This is a genomic window from Enterobacter sp. (genome assembly GCF_977039595.1).
The window spans coordinates 32,249-58,791 of sequence record NZ_CDRQYH010000021.1 but is presented as its reverse complement, the minus strand read 5'-3'; the positions used below and the strand labels follow the sequence as shown (position 1 = coordinate 58,791).

General features: G+C 54.7%; 29 protein-coding genes, 5 tRNA genes and 1 pseudogene. 10 read left to right on the top strand and 25 right to left on the bottom strand.

Annotation, left to right across the window (positions count from 1 at the left end; all coding sequences use genetic code 11):
* Together ACWYRJ_RS09120 and ACWYRJ_RS09115 are read right to left on the bottom strand one after the other, a co-directional pair.
* Positions 1–243, bottom strand: a 243-nt coding sequence (locus tag ACWYRJ_RS09120) for a transposase (RefSeq protein WP_069683839.1), incomplete at its 3' end; no start/stop codon positions are given.
* 33 nt (positions 244–276) lie between these two features.
* Positions 277–735, bottom strand: coding sequence for a recombinase family protein (locus ACWYRJ_RS09115; protein WP_455507758.1), 459 nt, complete (start codon positions 733–735; stop codon positions 277–279).
* A 31-nt stretch (positions 736–766) separates the two neighbouring features.
* Here ACWYRJ_RS09115 and ACWYRJ_RS09110 point away from each other — a divergent pair.
* Positions 767–1,384: pseudogene (locus tag ACWYRJ_RS09110) on the top strand (pyridoxal phosphatase); the annotation flags it as partial.
* Here ACWYRJ_RS09110 and modC read toward each other — a convergent pair.
* From modC to ACWYRJ_RS09090, 4 genes are all read right to left on the bottom strand, one after another.
* Positions 1,385–2,443, bottom strand: coding sequence for a molybdenum ABC transporter ATP-binding protein ModC (modC, locus tag ACWYRJ_RS09105; protein WP_455507757.1), 1,059 nt, complete (start codon positions 2,441–2,443; stop codon positions 1,385–1,387).
* Between the two features lie 2 nt (positions 2,444–2,445).
* A complete protein-coding gene (gene modB, locus ACWYRJ_RS09100; protein ID WP_033144966.1) occupies positions 2,446–3,135 on the bottom strand; it encodes a molybdate ABC transporter permease subunit in 690 nt (229 codons plus the stop codon).
* A complete protein-coding gene (modA, locus tag ACWYRJ_RS09095; protein WP_111963802.1) occupies positions 3,135–3,908 on the bottom strand; it encodes a molybdate ABC transporter substrate-binding protein in 774 nt (257 codons plus the stop codon). The genes modB and modA overlap by 1 nt, the downstream gene beginning before the upstream one ends.
* Positions 3,909–4,086: 178 nt before the next feature.
* Positions 4,087–4,236 carry an AcrZ family multidrug efflux pump-associated protein gene (locus ACWYRJ_RS09090; RefSeq protein ID WP_008501118.1) on the bottom strand — a complete coding sequence of 50 codons (150 nt, stop codon included), beginning with the start codon at positions 4,234–4,236 and terminating at the stop codon, positions 4,087–4,089.
* Between the two features lie 127 nt (positions 4,237–4,363).
* Here ACWYRJ_RS09090 and modE point away from each other — a divergent pair, with 127 nt between their 5' ends.
* From modE to gpmA, 7 genes are all read left to right on the top strand, one after another.
* Positions 4,364–5,152 carry a molybdenum-dependent transcriptional regulator gene (gene modE / locus ACWYRJ_RS09085; RefSeq protein WP_149366185.1) on the top strand — a complete coding sequence of 263 codons (789 nt, stop codon included), beginning with the start codon at positions 4,364–4,366 and terminating at the stop codon, positions 5,150–5,152.
* A gap of 67 nt (positions 5,153–5,219) precedes the next feature.
* Positions 5,220–6,692 (top strand): molybdate ABC transporter ATP-binding protein ModF, encoded by a 1,473-nt coding sequence (gene modF, locus ACWYRJ_RS09080; protein ID WP_149366184.1) that lies wholly within the window; start codon positions 5,220–5,222, stop codon positions 6,690–6,692.
* A gap of 201 nt (positions 6,693–6,893) precedes the next feature.
* Positions 6,894–7,910 carry a UDP-glucose 4-epimerase GalE gene (galE, locus tag ACWYRJ_RS09075; protein WP_048026980.1) on the top strand — a complete coding sequence of 339 codons (1,017 nt, stop codon included), beginning with the start codon at positions 6,894–6,896 and terminating at the stop codon, positions 7,908–7,910.
* Positions 7,911–7,919: 9 nt separating this feature from the next.
* Complete coding sequence (gene galT / locus ACWYRJ_RS09070; RefSeq protein WP_455507756.1) at positions 7,920–8,966, top strand: galactose-1-phosphate uridylyltransferase; 1,047 nt, start codon at positions 7,920–7,922, stop codon at positions 8,964–8,966.
* A gap of 3 nt (positions 8,967–8,969) precedes the next feature.
* Complete coding sequence (gene galK, locus ACWYRJ_RS09065) at positions 8,970–10,118, top strand: galactokinase (RefSeq protein WP_249575689.1); 1,149 nt, start codon at positions 8,970–8,972, stop codon at positions 10,116–10,118.
* Positions 10,112–11,152 (top strand): galactose-1-epimerase, encoded by a 1,041-nt coding sequence (galM, locus tag ACWYRJ_RS09060; protein WP_223581635.1) that lies wholly within the window; start codon positions 10,112–10,114, stop codon positions 11,150–11,152. Before galK ends, galM begins: the two co-directional genes overlap by 7 nt.
* A gap of 206 nt (positions 11,153–11,358) precedes the next feature.
* Positions 11,359–12,111 (top strand): 2,3-diphosphoglycerate-dependent phosphoglycerate mutase, encoded by a 753-nt coding sequence (gene gpmA / locus ACWYRJ_RS09055; protein ID WP_023310804.1) that lies wholly within the window; start codon positions 11,359–11,361, stop codon positions 12,109–12,111.
* Positions 12,112–12,172: 61 nt separating this feature from the next.
* Here gpmA and aroG read toward each other — a convergent pair whose 3' ends face one another.
* Positions 12,173–13,225 (bottom strand): 3-deoxy-7-phosphoheptulonate synthase AroG, encoded by a 1,053-nt coding sequence (gene aroG, locus ACWYRJ_RS09050; RefSeq protein ID WP_008501110.1) that lies wholly within the window; start codon positions 13,223–13,225, stop codon positions 12,173–12,175.
* A gap of 305 nt (positions 13,226–13,530) precedes the next feature.
* Between aroG and ACWYRJ_RS09045 the strand changes: the two genes are divergently transcribed.
* Both ACWYRJ_RS09045 and zitB read left to right on the top strand, forming a co-directional pair.
* A complete protein-coding gene (locus ACWYRJ_RS09045) occupies positions 13,531–13,911 on the top strand; it encodes a protein YbgS (protein ID WP_111963796.1) in 381 nt (126 codons plus the stop codon).
* A gap of 106 nt (positions 13,912–14,017) precedes the next feature.
* Positions 14,018–14,956, top strand: coding sequence for a CDF family zinc transporter ZitB (gene zitB / locus ACWYRJ_RS09040; protein ID WP_149366180.1), 939 nt, complete (start codon positions 14,018–14,020; stop codon positions 14,954–14,956).
* Here the strand turns inward: zitB and pnuC are convergent.
* From pnuC to cydA, 18 genes are all read right to left on the bottom strand, one after another.
* Entirely contained in the window at positions 14,953–15,672 is a 720-nt protein-coding gene (pnuC, locus tag ACWYRJ_RS09035; RefSeq protein ID WP_111963794.1) for a nicotinamide riboside transporter PnuC, read from the bottom strand. The two genes, zitB and pnuC, sit on opposite strands and share 4 nt — an antisense overlap.
* Positions 15,673–15,694: 22 nt before the next feature.
* Positions 15,695–16,738 (bottom strand): quinolinate synthase NadA, encoded by a 1,044-nt coding sequence (gene nadA / locus ACWYRJ_RS09030; protein WP_249575693.1) that lies wholly within the window; start codon positions 16,736–16,738, stop codon positions 15,695–15,697.
* A gap of 222 nt (positions 16,739–16,960) precedes the next feature.
* Positions 16,961–17,036, bottom strand: a tRNA-Lys gene (locus ACWYRJ_RS09025).
* Between the two features lie 31 nt (positions 17,037–17,067).
* Positions 17,068–17,143, bottom strand: a tRNA-Lys gene (locus tag ACWYRJ_RS09020).
* Between the two features lie 41 nt (positions 17,144–17,184).
* Positions 17,185–17,260, bottom strand: a tRNA-Lys gene (locus ACWYRJ_RS09015).
* A 3-nt stretch (positions 17,261–17,263) separates the two neighbouring features.
* Positions 17,264–17,339, bottom strand: a tRNA-Val gene (locus ACWYRJ_RS09010).
* Positions 17,340–17,366: 27 nt separating this feature from the next.
* Positions 17,367–17,442 (bottom strand) — tRNA-Lys (locus ACWYRJ_RS09005).
* A gap of 161 nt (positions 17,443–17,603) precedes the next feature.
* Positions 17,604–18,398 (bottom strand): cell division protein CpoB, encoded by a 795-nt coding sequence (gene cpoB / locus ACWYRJ_RS09000; RefSeq protein WP_111964366.1) that lies wholly within the window; start codon positions 18,396–18,398, stop codon positions 17,604–17,606.
* 9 nt (positions 18,399–18,407) lie between these two features.
* Positions 18,408–18,929, bottom strand: a complete 522-nt coding sequence (gene pal / locus ACWYRJ_RS08995; protein WP_003858578.1) for a peptidoglycan-associated lipoprotein Pal — start codon at positions 18,927–18,929, stop codon at positions 18,408–18,410.
* 35 nt (positions 18,930–18,964) lie between these two features.
* A complete protein-coding gene (gene tolB / locus ACWYRJ_RS08990; protein WP_008501103.1) occupies positions 18,965–20,257 on the bottom strand; it encodes a Tol-Pal system beta propeller repeat protein TolB in 1,293 nt (430 codons plus the stop codon).
* A gap of 134 nt (positions 20,258–20,391) precedes the next feature.
* Positions 20,392–21,645, bottom strand: coding sequence for a cell envelope integrity protein TolA (gene tolA / locus ACWYRJ_RS08985; RefSeq protein ID WP_116343915.1), 1,254 nt, complete (start codon positions 21,643–21,645; stop codon positions 20,392–20,394).
* A 28-nt stretch (positions 21,646–21,673) separates the two neighbouring features.
* Complete coding sequence (tolR, locus tag ACWYRJ_RS08980; RefSeq protein WP_003858589.1) at positions 21,674–22,102, bottom strand: colicin uptake protein TolR; 429 nt, start codon at positions 22,100–22,102, stop codon at positions 21,674–21,676.
* 3 nt (positions 22,103–22,105) lie between these two features.
* Positions 22,106–22,798, bottom strand: coding sequence for a Tol-Pal system protein TolQ (gene tolQ / locus ACWYRJ_RS08975; RefSeq protein ID WP_008501101.1), 693 nt, complete (start codon positions 22,796–22,798; stop codon positions 22,106–22,108).
* Positions 22,795–23,199, bottom strand: a complete 405-nt coding sequence (gene ybgC, locus ACWYRJ_RS08970) for a tol-pal system-associated acyl-CoA thioesterase (RefSeq protein WP_003858593.1) — start codon at positions 23,197–23,199, stop codon at positions 22,795–22,797. Before ybgC ends, tolQ begins: the two co-directional genes overlap by 4 nt.
* Positions 23,200–23,347: 148 nt before the next feature.
* Positions 23,348–23,638 (bottom strand): cyd operon protein YbgE, encoded by a 291-nt coding sequence (gene ybgE, locus ACWYRJ_RS08965; protein WP_008501100.1) that lies wholly within the window; start codon positions 23,636–23,638, stop codon positions 23,348–23,350.
* On the bottom strand, positions 23,638–23,751 hold the full coding sequence (gene cydX / locus ACWYRJ_RS08960; protein ID WP_003858598.1) for a cytochrome bd-I oxidase subunit CydX: 114 nt from the start codon (positions 23,749–23,751) through the stop codon (positions 23,638–23,640). Before cydX ends, ybgE begins: the two co-directional genes overlap by 1 nt.
* A gap of 14 nt (positions 23,752–23,765) precedes the next feature.
* Entirely contained in the window at positions 23,766–24,905 is a 1,140-nt protein-coding gene (gene cydB, locus ACWYRJ_RS08955) for a cytochrome d ubiquinol oxidase subunit II (RefSeq protein ID WP_023293006.1), read from the bottom strand.
* Between the two features lie 15 nt (positions 24,906–24,920).
* Complete coding sequence (gene cydA / locus ACWYRJ_RS08950; protein ID WP_032638923.1) at positions 24,921–26,489, bottom strand: cytochrome ubiquinol oxidase subunit I; 1,569 nt, start codon at positions 26,487–26,489, stop codon at positions 24,921–24,923.
* Positions 26,490–26,543: the final 54 nt, after the last annotated feature.

Genomic DNA, 26,543 nt, shown 5'->3' with positions numbered 1-26,543 from the left:
CACCTGAAGCGCCTCTTTATCCAGCATGGCTTCGGCAAGCAGCTTCTTGAGTCTGGCGTTCTCTTCCTCAAGCGACTTCAGGCGCTTAACTTCAGGCACCTCCATACCGCCATACTTCTTACGCCAGATGTAAAACGTGGCATCGGAAATGGCATGCTTGCGGCAGAGTTCACGGGCGGGTACCCCAGCTTCGGCTTCGCGGAGAATACTGATGATCTGTTCATCGGAAAAACGCTTCTTCATGGGGATGTCCTCATGTGGCTTATGAAGACATTACTAACATCGGGGTGTACTAATCAACGGGGAGCAGGTCACCCGTTGAGCATTCATCATTACAAAAGGTAGATCTTTAGAATTACTACGGCTGATAACTATGTTAGCCATTACATCATGAATAGCTACGTTATGTGCCATTAGAGCATTGATGTAACCCATCACATCAAACGGGTTCTGGCGGCTAAAGCGGTCTATAGATTCCACTACCAATATAGAACTATCCCACATACCATTACGTACTTGTTCCATCCATGCCCCTAACTCACCCTCAGAGATGTTTAAACCCTTAAAGGCTGAGACACCTTGATCCGATAGTACTACTGGGGCTGGATCATCCATTTCCGCACAAATGCCAGTACGCTCTAAGTAGCCTTCTAATAGTTCAGCTTGGCGTGCGATACCTGACCCGTCGAGCTGCTGATCCGAGCTAACACGATGATACACAAATACTTTTTTCATGTTAAACCTTCTAATTTTTGTTTGTATAAGCATAACACATTTGTATGATTATCAGGCAAAAAAGGTTTTAGAATCCGACCCGCTGCCGGTTCCCCAGGCGCTGCAACTGATTGATCTGCTGGATGAGCATGCCGTTCACGGCCTGATGTATGTGGATAACGCGATGGTCTACGAGCGCCCTACCGGCCACGTGGTGCGCACCAGCAACTGGGCGTTGTCCCTGCCTGAAGCGCAGCGTCCCGTCTTTACCCAGGTTTCCTCCCTGCGTCAGGCGGCCCAGGACGTTGAGGCTATCTGGAAATTCGCCCTGACGGATGAAGACACCACCAAGCTGAATGCCTTCGCGAAACACGTGGAACAGACGCTGGGTCTGGAGTGCGAATGGTCCTGGCACGATCAGGTGGATATTGCCCGCAAAGGCAACAGCAAAGGCAAACGCCTGACGCAGTATGTGGAATCAAAAGGCTGGTCGATGCAGGACGCGATCGCCTTCGGCGACAACTACAACGACATAAGCATGCTGGAAGCCGCCGGTACCGGCGTGGCGATGGGCAATGCCGACGACGCGGTAAAAGCGCACGCCAACGTGGTGATTGGCGACAACACCACCGACAGCATCGCGCAGTACATTTACACTCACCTGCTGTAATCAGGCGGTGATCGAGACGCTCTTAATTTGCGCGTAAAGCCACAGTCCGGGTTTGATCCCTAACTCATCCCTGGCCCACGGGCTGATGCGCGCCCAGAGCGTCCTGCTGCCGACCTCGAGCTTCACTTCCACTTGCCCGTTATCATCAAAACATTCCGCCACTTTGGCGCGCAGGATATTTCGAATACTGGTTTGCAGCGGGGGCTGCAGCACCAGCGAGACGTCCGACGCCTGGATGCGAATACGCAGCGCGGACTGTAACGGCTTGTCGATCTTATTGACCCACAGGTGCTGATCGCCCAGCGCCAGCGCCGTCATCGCGTAGTGCGGATGATGTTCCTGGACGCTTACTTTCAGAATGCTGCTCTGCTGTTCCCGGGGCAACCAGGGGTGCATCACGCTGCTGCCCCACACCTCTTCCAGGTTGCCGAAGGCCTTGACGCTGCCCTCTTCCAGCACCAGCACTTTGTCGGCCAGATGGAGGATCTCATCCAGCGAATGGCTGACGTAGAGCATCGGAATATTAATTTCCCGCGTCAGGCGCTGTAGATAAGGCAGAAGTTCGCGTTTACGCGGAATATCCAGCGAGGCCAGCGGTTCGTCGAGCAGCAGCAGTTCGGGTGCGGTCAGCAACGCGCGGCCAATGGCCACGCGCTGTTTTTCTCCACCGGAGAGCGAGGATGGCAGCCTGTCGAGCAATGGCTCAATACCTAAAAGCGTCACCAGCTTATCAAACTGCCCGGCCATGCTTTTCGCCATGCCGTAACGCAGGTTGCCGCGCACGCTGTAGTGCGGGAACAGGCGTGCATCCTGGAAAACATAGCCGATGCGGCGTTTATCCGGCGAGAGGTAAACCTTATTCTCCACGTCATTCAGGACCCGGTCATTCAGGACAATACGGCCAGACTGCGGACGCGTCAGGCCGCTGATGGCATTAATCAGCGACGTTTTTCCCGCCCCCGACACGCCAAAGATGGCGGTGATTCCGCTTGCCGGCAGCGTTTCATTAAGCGTCAGGGTATGGTTTCCCAGCGTCTGGGTGAAATGGAGTTCCAGCATGCTTATTTCCCCATCCGCTCGCGGCTGAGCCGCGCCAGCCATTCAGACACCATTAGCGACACCAGCGCCAGCACAATTGAAATGATACACAGCCGCGCCGCCGCGCCTTCACCGCCCGGCGTTTGAATCAGCGTATACATGGCCGACGGAATCGTCCGCGTCTCACCGGGTATGTTCGACACAAACGTGATCGTCGCGCCAAACTCGCCGAGCGAGCGGGCGAAGGCCAGCACCGTCCCGACAATAATGCCGGGTAACGTCAGGGGCAGCGTGATGGTGAAAAAGACGCGCCAGCGCCCGGCGCCCAGCGTGCGGGCCGCCTGTTCAAGCTTCATGTCCACCCCTTCCAGCGCGAGACGTATCGCCCGCACCATCAGTGGGAATGACATCACCGCCGCAGCCAGTACCGCACCGCGCCAGCTAAAAGCGAACGTCAGCCCAAACCAGTCGTAGAGCTTCTCGCCGATAAAACCGCGTCGCCCCATCGAAATCAGCAGCAGGTAACCGACCACTACGGGCGGCAACACGAGCGGAAGATGAAGCACGCTGTCGAGCAGCGTTTTGCCGGGAAACTGACAGCGAACCAGTAGCCAGGCAAAGAAGATCCCAAAGGGCAAACTCAGCGCAACCGCCAGGGAAGAGACTTTAAGGCTCAGCAGAACAGCCTGCCATTCAGGATCGGTCAATATCATCAGTGAGTCGTAAATCCGTAACGTTTAAAGATAGCGGACGCTTCAGGCCCCTTCAGATAATCGCGGAAAGCCGTCACGGTCGCATTTTTATGTCCATCAACAATCGCAACAGGATATTCCACTTTCTTGTGGGAGTCTTCCGGGAACGTTGCCACCACTTTCACCCCCTTACTGGCTACGGCATCAGAGCCATACACAATGCCCAGCGGGGCTTCGTTGCGTTCCACCAGCGCCAGCGCGCCGCGCACGTCTTCGGCCGGGGCCAGCTTCGGCGACAACGTCTCCCATGCGCCCAGCTTTTGCAGCGCTTCTTTGGCATAAATCCCGGCCGGAACGTGCGCCGGGTCGCCCACCGCCAGACGGCCACCGTTCAGCAGGCTCGTCCAGTTGGTCTGTTTGTTGATAGTGATGTCCGCCTGCGCGCTGCCTTTTGGCGCCACGACAACCAGGCTATTCCCCAGCAGCGTTTCGCGGGTTGTCGCATCAATTGATTTCTTCTCCGCCGCGTAATCCATCCACTTCTGATCCGCCGAGATGAACAGATCCGCCGGTGCGCCCGCTTCTATCTGGCGAGCCAGCGTCGAGGAAGAGGCAAAAGAGGAGACCACCTCGACGTTTTTCTCTTTTTTATACGCCGCCGCAATATCCTGCAGCGCGTTAGTCAACGACGCCGCCGCAAAGACCGTGATTTTACCCTCGTCCGCCAGCGCGTGTCCGGTAAGGGAAAGCGTCAATGTTGCCCCTGCAAAAAGGCGTACCCATGAACGTGCCATCTGTAACTCCTGCGAGTAGCGTTATATACAAATTAATATAACGATAACGTCAGGGAGATCCCAGCGTTTAATCGTACCGCTGAATGGGTAAACCGGTGTGATGCGTTAAATTATATCGGCGAAAACGGGAAAATCTTGAGAGCAAAACGCCCGGACAAGCCGGGCGTTTTGAGGGGAATCAATGCTGCTTTTTAGCCTGGTCTCTGTGACCAATGTTCGAAAAGACGTTGAACACTTCACCCAGGCCGTAGATGGCACCGAGGATGATGGCCATCACTACTGGTACCATGATCACGGCGAATACCAGACTTTTCAACAACTCTAACATGGTTTTCTCCAGATATTGTGAATGACTCATTCTACCCTGAATAGTGAGAAAAACATCCCCTTTTGTGCGGTACCCTTTGCGCCCTGCACCATTTGGGTCACAATACTCTTTTTGCTAGGACACTGTTATGCAGGCCGAAATTCTCCTCACTCTACGACTTCAGCAAAAGCTTTTCGCCGATCCGCGACGTATCGCCCTGCTTAAACAAATAGAACAAACGGGCTCGATTAGCCAGGGGGCGAAAAACGCGGGAATCAGCTATAAAAGCGCCTGGGACGCCATCAACGAGATGAACACCCTGAGCGAACACCCGCTGGTGGACAGAGCCACGGGCGGCAAAGGCGGCGGCGGTGCGATCGTGACGCGTTATGGCCAGCGCCTTATTCAGCTTTACGATCTGCTGGCGCAGATCCAGCAAAAAGCGTTTGATGTGTTGAGCGATGACGATAACGTTCCGCTGGACAGTCTGCTGGCCGCCATTTCCCGCTTCTCTTTACAAACCAGCGCCCGCAACCAGTGGTTTGGTACGGTGACGGCGCGCGACGATCTCCAGGTACAGCAGCATATTGAGATCCTGCTTGCCGATGGCACCACCCGTCTGAAAGCCGCCATAACGGCGCAGAGCGCAGAGCGTCTTGAGCTTGATGAAGGTAAAGAGGTGCTGGTGCTGCTGAAAGCGCCGTGGGTCACTATCACGCGCGATCCCGACGCGGCAAAGGCAGCAGATAACCAGCTGCCGGGCACAATCAGCCATATCGAACGCGGCCAGGCGCAATGCGAAGTGCTTATGACCCTGGCAGATGGGCAACCGCTCTGTGCGACCATACCGCTCAGCGAGTCGGACGACTTAGAAGAAGGTGCTGTCGTCACCGCTTATTTCAACGCGGACCGGGTGATTATCGCCACTTTGTGCTGAGCACATTGACAATCGAACCGACAGTGCGTATCCCTGATATCTGGTGCTGCAAAAACAGGGATAAATCATGTCATCATTGCATATTTCGCAAGGCACGTTTCGTCTTAGCGATACCCGAACGCTAACGATTGCTGATTTGACGATTCGCGCGGGTGAAAGCTGGGCGTTTGTCGGCACTAACGGCAGCGGTAAATCCGCGCTGGCCCGCGCGCTGGCGGGAGAGCTCAACCTCCTCAAAGGCGAATACCAGAGCGACTTTACGCGCCTGACGCGCCTGTCGTTTGAACAACTGCAAAAGCTGGTCAGCGACGAGTGGCAGCGCAACAACACCGATTTACTCAGCCCTGGCGAAGACGATACCGGCCGTACGACGGCGGAAATTATTCAGGATGAAGTGAAGGATCCCGCCCGCTGCCAGCGCCTGGCAGAACAGTTCGGTATCACCCCTCTACTGAACCGGCGCTTTAAATACCTTTCGACCGGCGAGACGCGAAAAACGCTGCTTTGTCAGGCGCTGATGAGCGAACCTGAACTGCTTATTCTGGACGAACCGTTCGACGGTCTTGACGTGCAGTCCCGGGCGCAGCTGACGTCTCTGCTGGCGTCGCTTAATCAGCAGGGATATACCCTCGTGCTGGTGCTTAACCGCTTCGATGAAATTCCGGAATTTATCCAGCACGCGGGCGTCCTGGCCGACTGTAACCTGACCGAGACCGGCGAAAAAACCGCGCTGCTTAAGCAGGCGCTGATTGCCCAACTCGCGCACAGCGAACAGCTCGACGGTATTACCCTTCCGGAACCCGACGCCCCGTCGGCGCGCCACGCGCTTGATCCCCACCAGCCGCGCATCGTGCTGCGGGATGGTGTGGTCTCTTATGACGATCGCCCGATCCTTAATCACCTCAACTGGACGGTCAATCCAGGCGAGCACTGGCAGATTGTCGGCCCCAACGGCGCGGGAAAATCGACGCTGCTGAGCCTGATCACCGGCGATCATCCGCAGGGCTACAGCAACGACCTCACGCTGTTTGGTCGGCGTCGCGGCAGCGGCGAAACCATCTGGGATATCAAAAAACACATCGGCTACGTCAGCAGCAGCCTGCATCTGGATTACCGGGTCAGTACCACGGTACGCAACGTGATCCTCTCCGGGTATTTTGATTCCATCGGTATTTATCAGGCGGTGTCGGATAAACAACATAAGCTCGCCCAGCAGTGGCTGGACATTCTGGGCATGGACAACCGGGTTGCTGACGCGCCGTTTCATAGTCTGTCGTGGGGGCAGCAGCGTCTGGCCCTGATCGTTCGCGCGCTGGTGAAACACCCTACGCTGCTGATCCTCGACGAACCGCTGCAGGGACTCGACCCGTTGAACCGCCAGCTTATCCGCCGCTTTGTGGATGTCCTGATTAGCGAAGGTGAAACGCAGCTGCTTTTCGTTTCACATCATGCCGAAGATGCCCCCGCCTGCATCACGCATCGCCTGGAGTTTGTTCCGGACGGTGAGGGTTATCGCTACCTTCTCAGCAACGTTGATTAACCGTGGAGGGCTCTGCCCTCCTCTTTTTCAGATAACTTGCATCAATACATCGCTATCTCTTTGATCTAGAATGCTCTCAGTCATGAAAAAAGTGAGTGTGAAAACGAGTGTAAACGATTCCACTATTTTATCCCATGTCACACTTTTCGCGTCTCTGTTATGCTATGGTTATTACATACCATAAGCCCAATGGAGCGAAATATGCGAGTTCTGGTAACAGGTGGTAGCGGTTACATAGGTAGTCATACCTGCGTGCAACTGCTGCAAAACGGCCATGACGTCATCATTCTCGACAACCTGTGCAACAGTAAGCGCAGCGTGCTGCCTGTGATTGAACGTCTTGGCGGTAAACAACCGACTTTTGTGGAAGGCGACATCCGCAACGAAGCGCTGATGACCGAGATCCTTCACGACCACGCCATAGAAGCGGTGATCCACTTCGCGGGTCTGAAAGCGGTCGGTGAATCCGTTGCGAAGCCGCTCGAGTATTACGACAACAACGTCAACGGCACTCTGCGTCTCATCTCCGCCATGCGCGCGGCGAACGTCAAAAACTTCATCTTTAGCTCCTCCGCCACCGTCTACGGCGATCAACCGAAAATTCCTTACGTTGAAAGCTTCCCGACCGGTACCCCGCAAAGCCCGTACGGCAAAAGCAAGCTGATGGTGGAGCAGATCCTGACCGACCTGCAAAAAGCCCAGCCGGAGTGGAGCATCGCGCTGCTGCGCTACTTCAACCCGGTCGGCGCGCATCCGTCTGGCGATATGGGTGAAGATCCCCAGGGCATCCCAAACAACCTGATGCCGTATATCGCCCAGGTTGCCGTTGGCCGTCGCGACTCGCTGGCGATTTTTGGCAATGACTATCCGACCGAAGACGGCACCGGCGTGCGCGACTACATCCACGTAATGGATCTGGCCGACGGTCACGTTGCGGCCATGCAGCAGCTGGCTGACAAACCGGGCGTGCATATTTACAACCTCGGCGCCGGAGTCGGCAGCAGCGTGCTGGACGTGGTTAACGCCTTCAGCAAAGCCTGCGGCAAGCCGGTGAACTACCACTTCGCACCGCGTCGCGAGGGCGATCTGCCTGCTTACTGGGCCGATGCCACCAAAGCCGACAAAGAGCTTAACTGGCGTGTGACGCGCACGCTTGATGAAATGGCACAGGATACCTGGCACTGGCAGTCACGCCACCCGCAAGGCTATCCGGACTAAGGATCCGTCATGACGCAATTTAATCCCGTCGATCATCCGCATCGTCGTTTTAACCCGTTAAGCGGGCAATGGATTTTAGTTTCTCCGCATCGCGCTAAGCGCCCCTGGCAGGGGGCGCAGGAGACGCCTGCAAAACAGACCCTGCCGCAGCACGACCCGGACTGCTTCCTCTGTCCGGGCAACACGCGCGTTACCGGGGATAAAAACCCGGACTACAAAGGCACCTTCGTGTTCACAAACGATTTTGCCGCCCTGATGACCGACACGCCGGACGCGCCTGAAAGCCACGATCCGCTGATGCGCTGCGAAAGCGCGCGCGGAACCAGCCGCGTGATCTGCTTCTCTCCCGATCACAGCAAGACGCTGCCGGAGCTGAGCGTGGACGCGCTGAAAGAGGTCGTCAGCACCTGGCAGGCACAAACCGCAGAGCTGGGGCAGAGCTATCCGTGGGTGCAGGTGTTCGAAAACAAAGGCGCGGCCATGGGCTGCTCGAACCCCCATCCGCACGGCCAGGTCTGGGCGAACAGCTTCCTGCCTAACGAAGCCGAGCGTGAAGACCGTCTGCAGAAAGCGTATTACGCGGAAAACGGCTCGCCGATGCTGGTGGATTACGCGCAGCGTGAACAGGCCAACGGCAGCCGTACCCTGGTGGAAACCGAACACTGGCTGGCCGTCGTGCCTTACTGGGCCGCGTGGCCGTTTGAGACGCTGCTGCTGCCGAAAGCACATGTTCTGCGTATAACCGATCTCAGCGACGCGCAGCGCGACGACCTTGCCCTGGCGCTGAAAAAGCTGACCAGCCGTTACGACAATCTGTTCCAGTGCTCCTTCCCGTACTCCATGGGCTGGCACGGCGCGCCGTTCAACGGGGAAGAGAATCAGCACTGGCAATTGCATGCCCATTTCTATCCGCCGCTGCTGCGCTCTGCGACGGTACGTAAATTTATGGTGGGCTACGAAATGCTGGCAGAAACCCAGCGTGACCTGACGGCGGAACAGGCGGCAGAACGTCTGCGTGCCGTTAGCGACGTCCACTATCGCGAATCAGGAGTCTAAAAAATGAGTCTGAAAGATAAAACACAATCCCTGTTTGCTGAGAAATTTGGCTACCCTGCCACCCACGTTATCCAGGCGCCAGGCCGCGTTAACCTGATCGGTGAACACACCGACTATAACGATGGTTTCGTGCTGCCGTGCGCCATCGATTACCAGACCGTTATCAGCTGTGCGAAACGCGACGACCGTAAAGTCCGCGTGATTGCGGCTGATTACGGTAATGAGACGGACGAATTTTCCCTCGATGGCTCGATTGTGACGCACGACAGCCAGCAGTGGTCTAACTACGTGCGCGGCGTCGTCAAACACCTTCAGAAGCGTAACAAGAACTTCGGCGGTGCGGATTTAGTCATCAGCGGCAACGTGCCGCAGGGTGCGGGCTTAAGCTCCTCTGCGTCTCTGGAAGTTGCCGTCGGCACCGTATTCCAGCAGCTTTACCATCTGCCGCTGGATGGCGCGCAAATCGCCCTGAATGGTCAGGAAGCAGAAAACCAGTTCGTGGGCTGTAACTGCGGCATTATGGACCAGCTGATTTCCGCGCTCGGGAAAAAAGAGCATGCCCTGTTAATTGATTGCCGTTCGCTGGGAACCAAAGCCGTTCCCCTGCCAAAAGGCGCGGCCGTGGTGATCGTTAACAGCAACTTTAAGCGCACGCTGGTGGGCAGCGAATACAACACCCGCCGCCAACAATGTGAAACCGGCGCCCGTTTCTTCCAGCAGCCAGCCCTGCGCGACGTGACGCTCAATGAATTTAACAAAGTGGCGCACGAGCTGGATCCGGTTGTCGCCAAACGCGTTCGTCACGTGCTGACGGAAAATGCCCGTACGGTTGAAGCCGCGTCCGCGCTGGCGAAAGGTGACCTGAAACGCATGGGTGAGCTGATGGCGGAATCTCATGCCTCCATGCGCGATGATTTTGAAATCACCGTTCCGCAGATCGACACCCTGGTGGAAATCATCAAAGCGACCATTGGCGACAAAGGCGGCGTGCGCATGACGGGCGGCGGTTTTGGCGGCTGTATCGTTGCGCTGGTGCCAGAAGAGTTGGTCCCTGCCATACAGGATGCCGTGGCGAAGCAGTACGAAGCAAAAACAGGCATCAAAGAAACCTTCTATGTTTGTAAAGCATCACAAGGAGCCGGACAGTGCTAAACGAAACACCTACACTCGCACCGGATGGTCTGCCGTATCGCCTGTTAACCCTGCGCAACAGCGCGGGAATGGTCGTTACGCTGATGGACTGGGGTGCTACCCTTCTTTCTGCCCGCGTACCGATGCCGGACGGCAGCGTGCGCGAAACCCTGCTCGGCTGCGCCTCGCCTGAGCAGTATGTCAATCAGTCCGCCTATCTGGGCGCGTCCGTTGGGCGATATGCTAACCGCATCGCGAAAAGCCGTTTTGAACTCAACGGCGAGCAGTACACCCTGCTTCCTAGCCAGGGTGAGAACCAGCTGCACGGCGGGCCGGACGGGTTTGATAAACGCCGCTGGAAGATTGTTCGTCAAAACGACGGTGAAGTGCTGTTCTCACTGGATTCGCCTGATGGCGATCAGGGCTTCCCGGGGAACCTTACCGCGTCCGCGCGCTTTACGCTGACCGATGACAACCGTATCGCCATTGAATACCGCGCGAAGGTCGACAGGCCGTGTCCGGTCAACCTGACCAATCACGCGTACTTTAATCTGGATGGTAGCCAGTGCGACGTGCGTGAGCACAAGCTGCAGATCCTGGCGGATGCGTATCTGCCGGTTGACGAGATGGGCATTCCATATCAGGGCCTCAAAGACGTGAGCGGCACCAGCTTTGACTTCCGCAGCGCGAAAACCATCGCCCGGGATTTCCTGAGCGATGACGATCAGCGTAAGGTGAAAGGCTACGATCACGCTTTCCTGCTGCAGGCCAAAGGTGATGTGAAGCAGCCTGCCGCGCAAGTCTGGTCTGCGGATGACAAGCTGCAGATGACGGTTTATACCACTGCCCCTGCCCTGCAGTTTTACTCAGGCAACTACCTCGGCGGCACGACGGCGCGCGAACACGATGAGTACAGCGACTGGCAAGGCCTGGCGCTGGAGAGCGAGTTCCTGCCGGACAGCCCGAACCATCCGGAATGGCCGCAGCCAGGCTGCGTGCTGCACCCGGGTGAAGAGTACGTGAGCGTGACGGAATACCATTTTATTCCACATTAATATTCAGCCCTCCCTCCGGAGGGCTTTTTTCTGCACGCCTTGCTGAAAATAGCGCCGATCGCAGACAAAATCATAACCCTGGATTCACAAGCATCTTACACTCAGAGACTATTTTCGCTATGGTTAGGGTTAAGCGTTGCTGCTGGCACGGCCACGGCAATATAATGAGAATTGTTATCATTCTAAAAATGCTTGAGGAGTAAGAGATGGCTATTACTAAGCTGGTCCTGGTGCGTCACGGCGAAAGCCAGTGGAACAACGAAAACCGCTTTACCGGTTGGTACGACGTTGATCTGTCCGAGAAAGGCGTAAGCGAAGCAAAAGCAGCAGGTAAACTGCTGAAGGAAGAAGGCTTCAGCTTTGATTTTGCTTACACCTCTGTGCTGAAACGTGCCATCCACACCCTGTGGAACGTGCTGGACGAACTGGATCAGGCCTGGCTGCCGGTTGAGAAGTCCTGGAAATTGAACGAACGTCACTACGGTGCGCTGCAGGGCCTGAACAAAGCGGAAACCGCTGAGAAATATGGCGACGAGCAGGTTAAACAGTGGCGTCGCGGCTTCGCAATCACCCCGCCAGAGCTGACCAAAGATGACGAGCGCTACCCGGGCCACGACCCACGTTACGCGAAGCTGACCGACGCTGAGCTGCCAACCACCGAGAGCCTGGCGCTGACCATCGACCGCGTTGTGCCTTACTGGAACGAAACCATTCTGCCACGCCTGAAGAGCGGCGAGCGCGTGATCATCGCGGCTCACGGTAACTCTCTGCGTGCGCTGGTGAAATACCTGGACAACATGGGTGAAGACGAAATCCTCGAACTGAACATCCCAACCGGCGTACCGCTGGTGTATGAGTTCGACGAAAACTTCAAGCCAATCAAACACTACTATCTGGGTAACGCAGAAGAGATCGCGGCGAAAGCAGCGGCTGTTGCGAACCAGGGTAAAGCGAAGTAATTTTCGCTGATCATAAAAAAAGCGCGGAGCCTTCCGCGCTTTTTTATTTGTGCCTGAGAATTCAGCCGCGGCGCGCTTTTACCGCATTTGCCAGCTGGCGCAGGATGGCGTCGGTATCGTCCCAGCCGATGCAGGCATCGGTCACGCTTTTGCCGTACACCAGCGGCTCGCTGCCTTCCAGGTTCTGGTTACCTTCAACCAGATGGCTTTCGATCATCACCCCAATCACCGCCTTCTCACCGCCGGCAATCTGCTGGCAGACGTCTGCACCCACTTCCATCTGCTTTTTAAACTGCTTGCTGGAGTTGGCATGGCTGAAATCGATCATCACCTGCGGCGGCAGTCCGGCTTTTTCCAGCCCGACTTTCACTTCTGCCACGTGTTTCGCGCTGTAGTTCGGCTCTTTACCGCCGCGCAGAATGATGTGGCAGTCACCGTTCCCGCTGGTGTTAACGATGGCGGAGTGACCCCATTTTGTCACGGACAGGAAGCAGTGCGGCGCACCAGCGGCGTTGATGGCATCAATAGCCACCTTAATGGTGCCGTCAGTGCCATTTTTGAAACCCACCGGGCAAGAAAGACCGGACGCCAGCTCGCGGTGGACCTGAGATTCAGTCGTGCGCGCACCAATTGCGCCCCAGCTCATCAGGTCTGCAAGGTATTGTGGCGTAATCATGTCCAGGAATTCACCGGCCGCAGGCAGGCCGCTGTCGTTGATCTCAAGTAGCAGCTTGCGCGCAATGCGCAGGCCGTCGTTGATCTGGAAGCTGTTATCCATGTGCGGATCGTTAATCAATCCTTTCCAGCCAACGGTGGTGCGCGGTTTTTCAAAATAGACGCGCATGACGATTTCCAGCTCATCCTTTAGCTCTTCACGGAGGGTGAGCAGACGGGCGGCGTATTCTTTCGCGGCTGCAGGATCGTGAATGGAGCACGGACCAATCACCACCAGAAGACGATCGTCATTACCTTTCAGGATCTTATGGATCGCTTTACGAGCATGAGAAACCGTGTTTGCGGCATTTTCAGTGGCGGGGAATTTCTCAAGGAGCGCTACAGGAGGTAATAACTCATTGATCTCTTTAATGCGTAAATCGTCGTTCTGATAATTCATCTTCGTTCCAGCTCTGCCATATCTTTAGTAATGAAAGCAATCCTTTCAATCTATCTTGTCGACCAGGAAGTGTAAACACGGTTTTACACTTCACGCAGATAATTCCTGGAATTCGCCTAAAAATCGTCACAAAATAGCGAAAAACGAGATCTAACCTAAGCTTTTTAACTGTAACAACCAATTTTTACACGCTTAAACGCGATTCCCTACTGACGTAAGTCCGTAAGGCGGGATCTTTCGCCTCTGAAAAAGATGCACTGTTGGAGAATGTTATCCAGCGTAACGACAAGAACAGGAGCACCATGATGAAAATGACAAAACTGGCAACTCTCTTCCTGACCGCTACACTCACTCTGGCCAGCGGCAGCGTCCTGGCTGCGGAAACGGGCACCTCAGACAGCAACGGTGACGCCAATGCGGCTGCGGCAGCAGGTCAGCCTGCGCCTGATGCGAAACAGAATATCGCCCCGAATAATGTCGACAACAGCCAGATCAATACCGGCAACACCAACACCGGCGGCACCATGCTGCATCCAGACGGTAGCGGTTCCGGCACTATGAACCATGACAATATGAGTTCAGATGAAGTCCATAAGAACTCAATGTGCAAGGACGGCAAATGCCCGGACCCTAACGACAAAATGGGTAACGACGCCAATACCAAAACCGATGGTACTACCCAGTAATTTGTTATGAACCGTCAGAAAAAGGAGAGCTCAGGCTCTCCTTTCTTTTTGAAGTAACCTATTAAAAACGCTACACTAAAAACAATAACACATCAGGAAAGCAGACATGGCGCACTCCCATTCACACTCGCACTCATCCGGCAACGACAACGCTAAACGACTGATGCTGGCCTTTGGCGTCACGGCAACGTTTATGGTTATTGAGGTCATTGGCGGCCTGATTTCCGGCTCTCTGGCGCTTCTGGCTGATGCCGGACACATGCTGACCGATGCAGCCGCCCTGCTCTTCGCCCTGATGGCCGTGCAGTTTGCGCGTCGTCCTCCAAATGCGCGCCATACCTTCGGCTGGCTGAGACTGACCACACTGGCCGCATTTGTTAACGCTATTGCGCTGGTGGTCATTACCATTCTTATCGTCTGGGAGGCAATACAGCGCTTCAGACACCCGCAGCCGATCGCCGGGGCAACCATGATGGTGATTGCCGTAGCAGGGCTGCTGGCGAATATTCTGGCCTTCTGGATTTTGCACCGCGGCAGCGGGGAGAAGAACCTGAACGTACGCGCTGCGGCTCTGCATGTTATGGGTGATTTGCTCGGCTCAGTCGGGGCGATTGTCGCCGCGCTGGTGATCCTCTACACCGGCTGGACGCCTGTCGATCCGATTCTGTCCGTTCTTGTGTCGTGTCTGGTCTTGCGCAGCGCCTGGCGGCTGCTGAAGGAGAGCGTGAATGAACTGCTTGAAGGGGCGCCAGCTTCCATGGATATCGACGAGCTGAAGCGCAACCTGCGCCGTTCAGTCCCGGAAGTACGCAACGTTCATCATGTTCACGTCTGGCTGGTGGGAGAGAAACCGGTCATGACGCTGCACGTCCAGGTGATCCCCCCTCACGACCACGATGCGCTGCTCGATCGCATCCAGCACTTCCTGGAACATCACTACGACATTAGCCATGCCACCGTTCAGATGGAGTATCAGCCCTGTAGCGGACCGGACTGCCACCTTAACGAGGCGCAGTCCGGCCATTCACATCATCATGACCACTAGCCGGAAAGCGCGTGAGAGCCTCGCTCGCGCGCGCTGTTAATCCACATCCGGCTGCCGTTCAGCGCGATGAAGGTCAGCAGCAGATATTCCAGCGACATCGCATAGACGCCCTGCAGGGCGAAGATCGCCACGCTGATCACGTTGATGATGACCCACAACAGCCAGTTCTCAACGTATTTACGGGTCATCAGAATCATCGCCGCAATCGACAGCACCATCATGCAGGAATCCCAAAACGGGAAGGCATCCGGCTGGAGTTCAGGCATCGTCACGTTCAGGCCGATGCCGGACATGGCCGAAACGGCAACGCGGGTCAGGAACGCAAAAACCGGGTTGATGTAAACGGTCATTAAGCCAATGGCCACCACGCAGGCGACGAACCAGGCGATGGCTTTCGGCAGGGGCAGCCAGCGGATCTGCAGCTCGGCCTCCTGCTGGCTGTTCTGACGCGACCAGGCATACCAGCCGTAAATATTGGCGGCAAAGAAGAACAGCTGCAAAAGCAGGCTGGCGTACAGCTGGATCTGGAAGAAGATAATCGCAAACAGCGTGACGTTAATCAGCCCGAACGCGTAGTTGCTGATCTTCTCCAGGCTTGCCAGCCAGATACAGAGTAATCCCGCCAGCGTGCCAACGGCCTCGATCCATGAAAGGTCATAGCCACCTGCACCAATCGGTATATGAACCAGAATGTTATGTGTGCTAAAAAAATCCATCTTTTCCCCGGGGAGTTTTGAATTAAGTACGTAGTGTAGCCGCAAAATCCAGCATGCGGTTAAGCGGAATTAACGCACCTTCACGCAGGGCGGCATCCACATGGATTTCATGCGCCGCACCACCGGTTTCTAACCCCTCGGCAATCGCTTTCAGGCCGTTCATCGCCATCCACGGGCAATGTGCACAGCTGCGACACGTTGCGCCCTCGCCTGCCGTTGGCGCTTCAAGAAGCTCTTTCTCCGGTACGGCCTGCTGCATCTTGTAGAAGATACCGCGATCGGTCGCCACGATAAGCTGCTTGTGAGGCAACGTTCTGGCAGCGTTGATAAGCTGGCTGGTGGAACCCACGGCATCCGCCATGTCGACGATCGACTGCGGAGATTCAGGGTGAACAAGAATGGCTGCGTCAGGATAAAGCGCCTTCATGCGCGCCAGCGCCTGGGTCTTGAACTCGTCATGAACGATACAGGCGCCCTGCCAGCAGAGAACATCAGCACCCGTCTGCTTCTGGACATAATTGCCGAGATGGCGATCGGGCGCCCAGATAATTTTCTCGCCCAGGCTATCCAGATGTTCAATCAGTTCAACGGCGATACTCGATGTGACCACCCAGTCTGCACGCGCTTTTACGGCCGCAGAGGTGTTAGCGTAGACCACCACAGTCCGGTCAGGATGGGCGTCACAGAAGGCCGTGAATTCGTCAATCGGACAGCCCAGATCCAGGGAACACTCCGCGTTAAGCGTGGGCATCAGAATGGTTTTTTCCGGGCTCAGGATCTTTGCCGTTTCGCCCATAAAACGCACACCGGCAACCAGCAGCGTTGAAGCGGGATGTCGTGCACCGAAGCGCGCCATCTCCAGTGAGTCAGAAATGCAGCCCCCGGTATCTTCAGCCAGCTGCTGTATTTCCGGGTCGGTGTAGTAATGGGCCACCATTACCGCATCGCGCTCTTTGAGAAGACGTTTGATCTTCTCGCGGTAGAACTGCTTTTCGTCCTGGCTCAGCGGGACAGGCTTTGGCGGAAACGGATAGATTGCGGCTTCAGGATCAAACATCACACTCATTATGGCTTCTCGTTTTACTGGCTTAACAATATTGCCTTTCATTTGCCTGACATAGCAAAACGCGTGGCAATTGTGTTTTGTATACTAAACAAGATAGCGAATCTGGAGTGAAAAGTCACCGGAAATAGGTGCGGATAGCATTTGTCGGGTGGCGGCTTCGCCTTACCTGACCAACAAAACAGACAGATAGCAAAAAGGCGCCTTTAGGGCGCCTTTCTACACTGGTGGGTCGTGCAGGATTCGAACCTGCGACCAATTGATTAAAAGTCAACTGCTCTACCAACTGAGCTAACGACCCCTTGCGGGATGTACTGCAAATTTATTCAGGCTGGTGGGTCGTGCAGGATTCGAACCTGCGACCAATTGATTAAAAGTCAACTGCTCTACCAACTGAGCTAACGACCCATTCGGGTGTTGCCTGAATTATCACTCGGCACCAATAACATTGGTGGGTCGTGCAGGATTCGAACCTGCGACCAATTGATTAAAAGTCAACTGCTCTACCAACTGAGCTAACGACCCGAGTGGTGGGTGATGACGGGCTCGAACCGCCGACCCCCTCCGTGTAAAGGAGATGCTCTACCAACTGAGCTAATCACCCACTCTGTACTGCCGGAACTGCGTTAAGTGGTGGGTCGTGCAGGATTCGAACCTGCGACCAATTGATTAAAAGTCAACTGCTCTACCAACTGAGCTAACGACCCACTTTTATGCTGTTTTCACGTTGTTTGATATCCCGTGGCAACGGCGGCATATATTACTGATTTAAGAATTCTGCGCAACAAAAATTTCGATGAAGATCACTTAACTGCTTAGTAATCATGCTGCACGACCAGAAATAACGCGATTTCTGGTCATGCGATAATCATCCCATCGAATTCAGACGTTTTTGCGCCTGCTTAGCACCTTCGGTGCCCGGGAATTTAGAGACCACCTGCTGATAAACCGCTTTGGCTTTCGCAGTGTCGCCTTTGTCCTGCATGATGACGCCCACTTTGTACATCGCATCAGGCGCTTTTGGCGATTTCGGGTAGTTTTTTACCACGGAGGCAAAATAAAACGCCGCATCGTCCTTTTTACCCTTGTTGTAATTCAACTGACCGAGCCAGTAATTGGCATTTGGCTGATAAGTGGAATCAGGGTATTTCTTAACAAAGTTCTGAAACGCAGTAATCGCGTCATCCTGACGAGATTGATCCTGCACCAGGGCAATAGCCGCATTGTAGTCAGTATTCGCGTCACCGCTCTGTACAGGCGCGCCTGTTGAGGCTGAAGCATCAGCAGATGGCGCTGGCGCAGACGTCGCAGCACCGCTCTGATCGCCTGCGGCTGGCTGTGCTGCTGCACCACCGCTGCTCAGGCTATCTATCTGCAACAAGATTTGCTTCTGACGTTCCACAACCTGGTTAAGCTGATACTGGCTTTCCTGAATCTGACCGCGGAGAGAGTCAATATCATTCTGGTTATCGGAAAGTTGTTGCTGGAGTTGGGTTAAAAGCTGGCTATGAGCGTTAGAAATACGCTCGAGTTGAGTGACCCGGTCTTCTACCGAGCCTGAGCCGACACTACTGATTGGTGCCTGAGCAAAAGCGGCCCAGGGGGCCGCTATTCCAACCAGTAACGACAGACTCAACAGATGATGTCTGAAGTTACTGCTCATGCAATTCTCTTAGTAAACCAGTACGGCACGACGGTTTTTGGAGTAAGCCGCTTCGTCGTGACCCAGTACTGCAGGTTTTTCTTTACCGTAAGAAACGATGGAGATCTGGTCAGCAGAAACGCCTTTACCCTGCAGGTACATTTTAACAGCGTTAGCACGACGTTCACCCAGGGAGATGTTGTACTCTGGGGTACCACGTTCGTCCGCGTGACCTTCTACGGTGACTTTGTAAGATGGGTTGCTACGCAGGAAGTTAGCGTGCGCATCCAGCATCGCAGCGAAGTCAGAACGGATGTCGTATTTATCCAGATCGAAGTAAACGATGTTGTTCTGCTGCAGCTGCTGCATCTGAAGACGCGCTTGCTCTTCAGAAGACATGTTGCCATTGCCGTTCGCGTCCATACCGGTGCCGGCACCCATCATGCCTTCGCCGCTCTGGTCATTGCTGGCGTTCTTGTTAGAAGAACACGCTGCGATTGCCATTACAGGCAGAGCGATCATCAGCCCCTTCAGCACTTTGTTCAGTTGCATTTCTATGATTCCTTTAGTAATCAATTAATTATTATTTACAGATACGGCGACCAGGCAGGTGATTTTACCTGTCCATCAGTTGCCGGAATACGCGCTTTGAAACGCCCATCTGTAGAAACCAGATTCAGCACAGATCCCATCCCCTGAGAAGAGCTGTAGATTACCATCGTGCCGTTAGGTGCCAGACTTGGCGTTTCATCCAGGAACGTTGACGACAGAACTTGAACGCCACCCGCTACCAGATCTTGTTTGGCAATGTGCTGCTGCCCACCGTTGGAGCTCACCATTACCATAAATTTACCGTCGCTGCTCACGTCTGAGTTCTGGTTCTGCGAACCTTCCCAGGTAATACGCTGCGGAGCACCGCCGTTGATGTTGACTTTGTAGATTTGTGGACGGCCGGCCTGGTCAGAAGTAAACGCCAGGTTTTGGCTGTCCGGGAACCATGAAGGTTCAGTGTTGTTGCTGCGACCGTCGGTAACCTGACGGATCTGACCAGAGCCAATATCCATCACGTACAGGTTCAGGCTACCGGTTTTTGACAGCGCAAAGGCCAGTTTAGAGCCGTCCGGAGAGAACGAAGGCGCACCGTTGTGACGTGGGAACGACGCTACCTGACGAACAGCACCGTTTGCCAGCGTCTGGATAACCAGCGCTGAGCGGCCGCTTTCGAAGGTTACATAGGCCAGTTTAGAACCGTCCGGAGACCAGGCTGGAGACATCAGCGGCTGTGAAGAACGTTTCACCAGGAACTGGTTGTAGCCGTCGTAGTCAGATACGCGCAGTTCGTACGGGAACTGACCACCGTTGGTCTGCACCACGTACGCGATACGGGTACGGAACGCACCTTTAATGCCGGTCAGTTTTTCAAATACCGCATCGCTGGCAGCATGTGCAGCATAGCGCAGGTATTGCTTAGTGACCTTGTAAGAGTTCTGTGCCAGAACGGTACCCGGTGCACCGCCGGTATCCACCAGCTGCCAGGCAACGTTGTAAGAGCCGTCCGGGTTAGGCGTAACCTGACCCACAACCACGGCATCAATACCCAGCGCAGACCATGCTGCAGGCTGTACTTCCTGCGCGCTACCCGGCTGCTGAGGCAGACGAGAACGATCTAACGGGTTGAATTTACCGCTGTTACGCAGGTCAGCCGCCACGATGCCACCGGCATCTTCAGGCGCAGCGCCAGGACCTGCCCACTGGAACGGAACAACACCGATTGGGCGCGCCGAGTCCACCCCCTGGGTGATCTCGATACGTACTTCTGCGTGCAGTACTGCTGCCCACAGCATTAAAAAACTAAATGCTACACGTAATGCCTGCTTCATCATATCTCCCTTATCCGGGTAACCTTACCCACGATAATTTAGCAGAATGTTAACAAACTCAAATAGACAAAACTACCAGAACCCTGTGACTAAACCTGGTCTATTTTTCCCCGTTTGCACGGGGAAAATGTAACTTAAGGTTTGAAGTCCAGCGGCGCATTTTTGAAGACTTCGTAAACAGCCTGAGATGGCGGTTTAGGCATCTTCGCCTGACGCGCTGCAGCCAGGGCCGCAGTACATAAAGCCGGGTCGCCACCTTCAGACTTGATATCCAGCAGCATGCCGTCCGGAGCCAGTTTTATACGCAACGTACACGTTTTACCGGTATAGGAAGACGCATCATAGAATCGGCTTTCAATAGCGGATTTAATCTGCGCGGCATAACCGTTGATTTCAGCCCCTGTCGCACCGTTACTCTTAGTGTTACCACTTCCCGTCGGCGCTGCGTTGTTTCCTTTCGCCCCACCGCCCGTTTTCGGTGCATTCTTACCTGAGCTCAAATCGCCCAGCAGATCGTCAACCCCTGCGGCAGCAGCGGCTTTTTCAGCGGCGGCAGCCTTTTTAGCTGCCGCTTTTTCAGCAGCCGCTTTCTTATCGGCAGCGGCCTTCTCAGCTGCAGCTTTTTTATCTGCAGCCGCTTTTTCAGCAGCGGCAGCTTTTTCTGCAGCCGCTTTCTCAGCAGCAGCGGCTTTCTTTGCAGCCTCGGCAGCAGCTTTCTTCTCTGCTTCCTGAGCGGCTTTCTTCGCGGCTTCCGCTTCGGCTTTCTTCTGAGCATCGGCAGCGGCTTTCTTCGCGGCTTCCGCTTCAGCTTTCTTCTGGGCATCAGCAGCGGCTTTCTTCGCGGCTTCCGCTTCAGCTTTCTTCTGAGCATCAGCAGCGGCTTTCTTCGCCGCTTCTGCCGCTAATTTTGCCTGGGCATCAGCCTGTGCTTTCGCGTCCGCTGCGGCTTTAGCTGCCGCCTCTTCCGCCTGCTTTTGCTGTTCCTGTGCTTTCTTCGCGGCCTCTTCGGCTTGTTTCTGCTGCTCTGCCTGCGCTTTCGCGGCTTCCTGCGCCTGCAAACGTTCCTTCTCAAGCTGCTTCAGACGCTCCTGCTCTGCGGCCTGCTTTTCACGCAGTTCTTCCGCCTGCTGTTGCGCCTGTTTTTCACGCTGCTCTTCAGCCCGTTTGGCACTCGCCTTCTGCTGTTGTTCGCGATTATAGTTCTGTACTACCGCACCGGGATCCACCATCACGGCGTCAATGGAAGACCCTCCACCGCCGCCGGCTGATGCATCAATATGCTCGTCGAACGAACTCCAGATCAGCGCTGCAAAGAGAATCACGTGCAGCACTGCGGAGACGATTATCGCTCGCTTAAGCTTGTCGTTCTGTTCGGTTGCCTTTGACACTATCGGTTCCCAAAAACTACGCGGATGATCAAATTGGTTGGGTCATTAAGCCAACTGACTTAACACCCGCACTATGTAGCAAGTTCAGCGCTTTAATAATTTCATCGTAGGGTACGTCTTTTGCGCCACCGATTAAGAAGACCGTTTTCGGATTTGACTCCAGACGACGCTGCGCTTCAGCAATAACCTGCTCAGGCGGCAGCTGATCCATACGATCTTTCTCTACTACGACGCTGTATTGCCCTACGCCGGAAACCTCAATGATAACCGGAGGATCGTCATTGGTGCTCACCGCCTGTGATTCTGTCGCATCCGGCAGATCCACTTCCACGCTCTGGGTAATGATTGGCGCTGTTGCCATGAAGATCAGCAGCAGTACCAGCAGGACATCCAGCAGTGGAACGATATTGATTTCGGACTTGAGCTCGCGACGACCTCGTCCACGCGATCTGGCCATGGTTTACCCCTTGTTGCTCTCGGTGCTGGTAAACGCCTGACGGTGCAGAATCGCAGTGAACTCTTCCATAAAGTTGTCGTAGTTCAGTTCCAGTTTGTTCACGCGCTGGTTCAGACGGTTGTAAGCCATAACCGCAGGAATTGCCGCAAACAGACCGATAGCGGTCGCAATCAGTGCTTCAGCGATACCCGGTGCAACCATCTGCAACGTCGCCTGCTTCACCGCGCCCAGCGCGATAAAGGCGTGCATGATCCCCCACACGGTACCAAACAGACCGATATACGGGCTGATGGAGCCGACAGTGCCGAGGAAAGGAATGTGCGTTTCAAGGTTTTCCAGTTCACGGTTCATAGAGATACGCATCGCACGCGAGGCACCTTCCACCACCGCTTCCGGCGCATGATTGTTTGCACGATGCAGACGAGCAAACTCTTTGAAACCGCTGTAGAAAATTTGCTCGGAGCCGGTCAGGTTTTCACGGCGTCCCTGGCTCTCCTGGTACAGACGAGAAAGCTCAATACCCGACCAGAACTTATCTTCAAACGCTTCAGCTTCACGGCCGGCGGCATTGAGGATACGCGTTCTCTGGATGATGATGGCCCAGGATGCGATTGAAAAACCAATCAAAATCAACATGATAAGTTTAACCAGAAGGCTTGCCTTCAGGAACAAATCAAGGATATTCATGTCAGTCACTGCTTAAACTCCGCGACAATAGACTTAGGAAGCGCACGAGGCTTCATTATGGTTGGATCAACACAAACAATCAGTACTTCAGCTGAGTTCAGTACGGTATTCTCTGCGTTGACTATCCGCTGCGTGAAAACCAGTGAGGTCCCACGCATTGATGTAATTTCAGTTTGGACTTCGAGCATATCGTCGAGTCTGGCAGGCGCAAAATACTCAAGCGTCATCTTGCGTACCACGAAGGCAACTCGCTCAGCCAACAGAACCTGTTGACTAAAGTGATGATGGCGCAGCATCTCTGTGCGTGCCCGTTCATAAAAAGCAACGTAGCTGGCGTGGTAAACCACACCACCGGCATCGGTATCTTCGTAATAGACACGAACCGGCCATCGAAACAGCGTTGTATTCACTTTACATCCCGGTAATGCAACAAAAGTTAGAGCTTTTAAACTTCGCTACTATACGCGCGGGAAAGAGGGTTGGGAATGGGGGAAAGTAAACGGAGAGTAAATTTTTATGGGCTCGGGTAAGCCCATAACGTTAACGGACATTTCTTATTCAGAAGAAGAAGAAAATCAAACCGGCGAGAAGCACCAGATCGGCAATCAGCGGGCAGAAAATTCCCTGCCAGTGAACGGCTTTCGGACGAAAGCCCACGCCGTGGATCACACCTGCGCACACCGCCCACATAATAAGGAAGCCGTGCCAGATTTCAAGCTCGCTGGTTTTCGCTGCAAAGCGCGAAGGGTCCCAGAAGATACAGCCTGCCAGCAGTAATGCCATCACTAAAGAAAGCGCCCGTAACGGGCGCTTATCCATTACCGCGTAAAGTTTCGCGATAATATTCATCAGTGTTTTTCTTCACCCGCTTTGGTCGCTTCAACGTGCTCAAGCGCCAGGGCAGTGATGACACCAAATGCACAGGCAAGAAGCGTCCCTAAAATCCATGCGAAATACCACATATTCAGCTCCTTACTTAGTACATAGAGTGGGTGTTGCTTTCGATATGTTCTTTCGTGATGCGACCGAACATTTTCCAGTAGCACCAGATGGTGTAGGCCAGAACGATCGGAACGAACACGCAAGCAACATACGTCATCAGGTTCAGCGTCATGTGGCTGGACGTCGCATCCCACATGGTCAGGCTAGCATTCAGCATGGTGCTGGATGGCATGACGAACGGGAACATCGCAATACCCGCCGTCAGGATGATGCATGCCAGAGTCAGTGAAGAGAACACGAACGCCAGCGCACCTTTTTCCAGACGAGACGTCAACATGGTCAGCAGCGGCAGCAGCACGCCCAGCGCCGGGATCGCCCACAGCACAGGGGTATTGTTGAAGTTCACCAGCCATGCCCCCGCCTGACGCGCCACTTCTTTGGTCAACGGGTTAGACGGTGCGGTGTGGTTAATGGCAGACGTCACCACGTAGCCATCAATGCCGTACACCACCCACACACCGGCCAGCGCGAAGCAGACCAGCGTAACCAGCGCAGCAACCTGAGCCGTCGCGCGGGAGCGCAGATGCAGCTCGCCTACAGTACGCATCTGCAGGTAGGTTGCGCCCTGAGTGATGATCATCGCCACGCTGACGACACCGGCCAGCAGACCAAACGGATTCAGCAGCTGGAAGAAGTTACCGGTGTAGTAAAGACGCATGTATTCGTCCAGGTGGAACGGTACGCCCTGCAGCAGGTTACCAAACGCCACGCCGATCACCAGCGGTGGAACGAAGCTACCGATGAAGATGCCCCAGTCCCACATGTTGCGCCAGCGGGTATCTTCAATCTTCGAACGGTAGTCGAAACCGACCGGACGGAAGAATAAAGAGGCCAGCACCAGAATCATCGCCACATAGAAACCGGAGAACGCAGCCGCGTAGACCATCGGCCAGGCAGCGAACAGCGCGCCGCCTGCGGTGATCAGCCACACCTGGTTACCGTCCCAGTGCGGAGCGATGGAGTTGATCATGATTCGACGCTCGGTGTCATTACGACCGAGGAAACGGGTGAGCATCCCCACCCCCATGTCGAAACCATCCGTGACGGCGAAACCGATCAGCAGAACGCCGACCAGCAGCCACCAGATAAAACGCAATACTTCATAATCGATCATTTGATGACTCCTGTCTTAGCGTGCCGGCTGAGTAGTCGCAGTGGACTGCTCGTAGTGATAGCGACCGGTTTTCAGGCTGCTTGGGCCAAGGCGCGCGAACTTGAACATCAGGAACAGTTCAGCCACCAGGAACAGGGTGTACAGACCACAAATCAGCAGCATGGAGAAGATCAGGTCGCCTGCGGTCAGGGACGAGTTCGCCACCGCCGTTGGCAGGACCTCACCGATCGCCCATGGCTGACGGCCATACTCCGCAACAAACCAGCCGGACTCAATTGCGATCCACGGCAGTGGAATACCGTAAAGCGCGGTGCGCAGCAGCCATTTTTTCTCACCGATGCGGTTGCGAATCACAGACCAGAAGGACGCCGCAATGATCAGCAGCATGATGATGCCGCAGCCCACCATGATACGGAATGCGAAGTACAGAGGCGCAACGCGTGGAATCGAGTCTTTGGTTGCCATCTGGATCTGCGCTTCCGTCGCATCAGAAACGTTCGGGGTATAACGCTTCAGCAGCAGGCCATAACCCAGATCTTTCTTCACGTCGTTAAACTGGTCGCGGACGGTCTGGTCTGTAGAGCCAGCACGCAGCTGTTCCAGCAGCGAGTAGGCTTTCATACCGTTACGAATACGCTCTTCGTGCTGAACCATCAGCTCTTTCAGACCCGTCACCTGCTTATCAACAGAACGAGTGGCAATGATACCCAGCGCGTAAGGAATCTGAATGGCAAAGCGGTTTTCCTGCGCGTCCTGATCGGGAATACCGAACAGCGTAAAGGCAGCAGGCGCCGGCTGGGTTTCCCATTCGGCTTCGATGGCGGCCAGTTTGGTTTTTTGCACGTCACCCATTTCGTAACCGGATTCATCACCCAGAACGATAACAGAGAGGATGGCAGCCATACCGAAGCTTGCAGCGATAGCAAAGGAGCGCTTAGCAAACGCGAAGTCACGACCACGCAGCATATAGTAAGAACTGATGCCCAGCACAAACATCGCGCCGCACACGTAGCCAGAAGCGACGGTGTGAACGAATTTAACCTGAGCAACCGGGTTCAGGACCAGCTCGGCAAAGCTGACCATCTCCATACGCATGGTTTCGAAGTTGAAATCAGACGCGATAGGGTTCTGCATCCAGCCGTTCGCAACCAGGATCCACAGCGCGGACAGGTTCGAACCTAATGCCACAAGCCAGGTCACCGCCATATGCTGGACTTTACCCAGACGGTCCCAACCGAAGAAGAACAGACCTACAAAGGTGGATTCGAGGAAGAAGGCCATCAGACCTTCAATGGCCAGCGGCGCACCGAAGATATCCCCTACATAGTGGGAATAGTAAGACCAGTTAGTCCCGAACTGGAACTCCATGGTCAAACCGGTTGCCACGCCCAGTGCGAAGTTGATACCAAACAACTTGCCCCAGAACTTTGTCATATCTTTATAAATCTGTTTGCCGGAGAGAACGTATACCGTTTCCATAATGGCCAGCAGGAACGCCATACCGAGCGTCAGTGGCACAAACAGGAAGTGGTACATCGCGGTCAAGGCAAACTGTAAGCGCGACAGTTCGACTATATCTAACATCATGACTCCTTGCTCATCGCATGAAGACTCCGAGAGTGGACCCCGTCAGAAAGA